This is a genomic window from Anoxynatronum buryatiense, assembly GCF_900182905.1.
GTDB lineage: Bacteria > Bacillota > Clostridia > Peptostreptococcales > Tindalliaceae > Anoxynatronum > Anoxynatronum buryatiense.
This window is the reverse complement of sequence record NZ_FXUF01000042.1, coordinates 1-1,680: the sequence shown is the minus strand read 5'-3', so window position 1 is coordinate 1,680 and position 1,680 is coordinate 1. Positions and strand designations below refer to the sequence as shown.

The following is a 1,680-nucleotide window of genomic DNA, read 5'->3' as shown; positions in this document are numbered from 1 at the left end:
ACCTGAATCCGTGACACTCAGCACAAAAACAACTATCGAAGCTTAAAAGGCCCAAAAACCCTTAAAATTTGACACCCTGGATGGGCCATTGATCCACAAAAAGATAAGTTGAACAGTAATTCTCAACCCAGCTCACGGGGTTCATCCTGAAAAAGAGCCCATCACCCCCTTGGTCATGATTTGCACTGTCATATGAATTCACTTTAATGCGAGTCGCTCAATAGGCGTAAAACGCCTCATACACCCGGTTGAATGTGGTGAACCATCGGCAGTATCGGCTGAACTTCAGAAAGGCTGACCGGGCATGGTTCACCAGCCTGACAGCCAGGTAGATCATGTTCTTGATCACTGTTTTGATCCGTCGGCGCTGGTTCTTTCGGCTGATGGGAGCATCATCCTTTTTCAGGGTCTCCAGGCCAATGAGTCTAAGCAGGTTGTATGTAAAAGCTCCCAATGTGAGAATCAACTGATTGGTGGCGAATTTACCGGAAGGCAGCCTTTCCAGGTCCAGGTCGGTTTTCAGCTCACTGTGGAACTGTTCACTGGTGGCGTGTTGGTGATACAGTTTAATGACGGTTTCCTCTGGTGCTGTTAAGCTGGTCCACCAGGTGTCAATGGTAATGTCTGGTATCAGGTAGAGTTGTCCATTGGCCGCCACGGTGGTTTCAGTGATTTGATACACCAGCCGCAGTTCCTGGTTGATGCCCGGGTTGAAGGTTTTGAGAGAACCGGTATAGACTTTCTTCCCTTCCCGGGGAATGGTTTCGATTCCCTGTTCTTTGGCAAGGGAAAGCCACTCTTCGGGGCTTTCCTTCCGGGGGTTTCGCTTGATCAGGTACTGGACCTGTTCATCATGACAGATGCGTAGGGTATCTGCACTGTCATGGGCACTGTCTGCCCGCAGCAGTAACTCCTGGGCAGGGTTGATCCTTCGGCAGATGCGGATGCTCTCTTGGATAAACGCCGGTGCGTCTTTTTGAGAATGGTCGCTTCCCTTTCGCAGGGAAGCCCCCACACAGTACCCTTCTTCTCCCAGGTAAGCGAAGATGGGTGCATAGCCATCCACTTTCTGGTAAGTGAGTTCAATGCCTTCTTTATGGCTGCCGGAGTTGTCAAAAACGCTGACATCAATGTCCAGGGCCACCAGTTTTTCATAACAAGGAGTGAGGGAGCCTTTCATTCGCTGGATCATGACGGCACTTTCTTCCATCACCATGGGGCAGGCCTTCTCATCAGCGGATAACTGTTCCAGCCGCTGTCGGAGTGTGGCACTGGAAGGAATCGTCTTTAACTGCAAGCTGTCCATAAAAAAGGGTTCATCCCGAAAGATGTCCATATGGTCAAAATCGTTTCGGCCTTGGCACAACAGGCCAATGTAGGCACTCAAGATATCAGCGTTGGAGACTTTTACCCTGGAAGCCGGTACTTTCAGTGAGCTGGCTCGCAGTGGTAAGGCTGTTTTATGAATCATCAGCCCGGCCATTGCCAGGCCACCGTAGGGAACAAAGACTTCGTTGATCGTTTGAATCTTGTACTTTTTCACGCCATCACCCTCCAGGTATTGGGATACCTTTATTATACAGGAGTTCACCTGTCTGGTGAAGTGATGAATAACGAAAACAGGTTGTTATTCCAATGGTTTGACTGTGATGCAGGTATGGTTGCGTCACGGATTAAGGA

The 1,680-nt window shown here is 49.5% G+C and carries 1 protein-coding gene; it reads right to left on the bottom strand.

Going from position 1 to position 1,680, the window contains the following annotated elements; all coding sequences use genetic code 11:
- Window positions 1-217 precede the first annotated feature (217 nt).
- Window positions 218-1,543, bottom strand: a complete 1,326-nt coding sequence (locus QOL74_RS18320) for an IS1380 family transposase (RefSeq protein WP_283410953.1) — start codon at window positions 1,541-1,543, stop codon at window positions 218-220.
- Between the last annotated feature and the right edge of the window lie 137 nt (window positions 1,544-1,680).